This is a genomic window from Aeromicrobium sp. (genome assembly GCF_036675695.1).
Lineage (GTDB): Bacteria > Actinomycetota > Actinomycetes > Propionibacteriales > Nocardioidaceae > Aeromicrobium.
The window spans coordinates 1-1,743 of record NZ_JAKFEL010000175.1 but is presented as its reverse complement, the minus strand read 5'-3'; the positions used below and the strand labels follow the sequence as shown (position 1 = coordinate 1,743).

Below are 1,743 nucleotides of genomic sequence, written 5' to 3'. Positions count from 1 at the left end.
CGATACCGCGTGGATCCTGGCCAGCTCGGCCTTGGTCCTGCTCATGACGCCAGGACTGGCGTTCTTCTACGGCGGCATGGTCCGCTCCAAGACCGTCCTCAACATGATGATGATGAGCTTCCTCGCTCTGGCGATCGTGCCGGTGCTGTGGGTTCTGTACGGCTACTCGTTCGCGTTCAGCCCAGAGGGCAACAGCTGGCTGGGTGGCTTCGAGCGCATCGGACTCGACAACATCTCGGTCACCACGGCATACGGAACCATCCCCGAGTACGTGTTCGTGGCCTTCCAGCTGATGTTCGCGATCATCACGGTCGCCCTGATCAGCGGCGCGATCGCCGACCGCGCGAAGTTCGGTGCCTGGGCGCTGTTCGTCGTCGTATGGGTCACGGTCGTCTACTTCCCCGTCGCGCACTGGGTCTTCGACTTCGGTGACGACGGAGGCTGGATCGCGACCAAGCTGGAAGCTTTGGACTTCGCTGGCGGTACGGCGGTCCACATCAACGCAGGTGCCGCAGGTCTCGCTCTGGCGCTCGTCCTCGGCAAGCGCGTTGGCTGGAAGCGCGATCCCATGCGCCCCCACAACCTCCCGTTCGTTCTGCTCGGTGCGGGCCTGCTCTGGTTCGGCTGGATCGGCTTCAATGCCGGCTCCGCAGTCGGCTCGAACGGCCTTGCCGGCCTTGCGCTGGTCAACACGACCGTCGCCACCGGTGCCGCGATCCTCGGCTGGCTCCTCGTGGAGACCATTCGCGACAAGAAGGCAACGAGCCTCGGTGGCGCTTCCGGCGCGGTGGCCGGACTCGTGGCCATCACGCCCGCAGCGGGAGCGCTGACCCCGGTCGGCTCGATTGGTCTCGGCATCATCGCCGGCATCTTCTGTGCACTGGCGGTCGGACTGAAGTACAAGTTCGGCTACGACGATTCGCTTGACGTCGTCGGCGTTCACCTCGTGGGTGGTCTCGTCGGCACGCTGCTGATCGGCTTCCTGGCGTCGGGCGATGTCGGAGTGTTCTACGGCGGCAACTTCGAGCAGCTCGGCAAGCAGGCCGTCGCAGCGGGTGCTGTCCTCGCGTACTCGTTCGTCCTCACGTACATCATCGGCAAGCTGATCGACGTGACGATCGGGTTCCGCATCAGCGCGGAGGACGAGGTCCTCGGCATTGACCAGGTCGAGCACCTGGAGACCGCGTACGACGAAGCCGGGTTGCTCGGCGGGTCCGCAGTGAAGACGGGAGTGTGAGTATGAAGCTCGTGACAGCAGTCATCAAGCCGCACAAGTGGGAAGAGGTCCGCGAGGCCCTCGCGGCTGCGGGTGTTGCCGGCATGACGGTGACCGAGGCCAGCGGCTACGGCCAGCAGAAGGGGCACACCGAGGTCTACCGCGGTGCTGAGTACGACGTCTCGCTGGTTCCCAAGATCCGCCTCGAGGTCGTCGTGGATGACGCGGACGTCGACAGCGTGGTCGCCACGATCAGTGGCGCTGCCAAGACCGGCAAGATCGGTGACGGCAAGGTCTGGGTGATCCCCGTCGAGTCCGTCGTACGTGTTCGTACGGGCGAGACCGACGAGGCAGCTCTGTAAACCTCGAATGACAGCACTGGCGCCGCACCCGTAGGGGTGTGGTGCCAGTGCTGCTTCTCGTTCACGACACGCGTCAGGTCGCGGTGCGATAGTGTCCGCGACCGACGAGGTTTGACGACAGTCGGAGGACGACATGGATTCAGGCGATACCGCATGGCTGCTCGC

The 1,743-nt window shown here is 64.7% G+C and carries 2 protein-coding genes; both read left to right on the top strand.

The genetic code is table 11. The features are described from left to right. Window positions 1-1,237: ammonium transporter (locus V6M39_RS11305; protein ID WP_332643919.1), on the top strand; the 1,237-nt coding region annotated here is incomplete at its 5' end. Between the two features lie 2 nt (window positions 1,238-1,239). Next, window positions 1,240-1,578 (top strand): P-II family nitrogen regulator, encoded by a 339-nt coding sequence (locus V6M39_RS11300; protein ID WP_309971067.1) that lies wholly within the window; start codon window positions 1,240-1,242, stop codon window positions 1,576-1,578. Window positions 1,579-1,743 lie beyond the last annotated feature (165 nt).

Bases quoted from the DNA above. Each gene is read 5' to 3' on its own strand.
- V6M39_RS11300 (WP_309971067.1), top strand. From the start codon at position 1,240: ATGAAGCTCGTGACAGCAGTCATCAAGCCGCACAAGTGGGAAGAGGTC.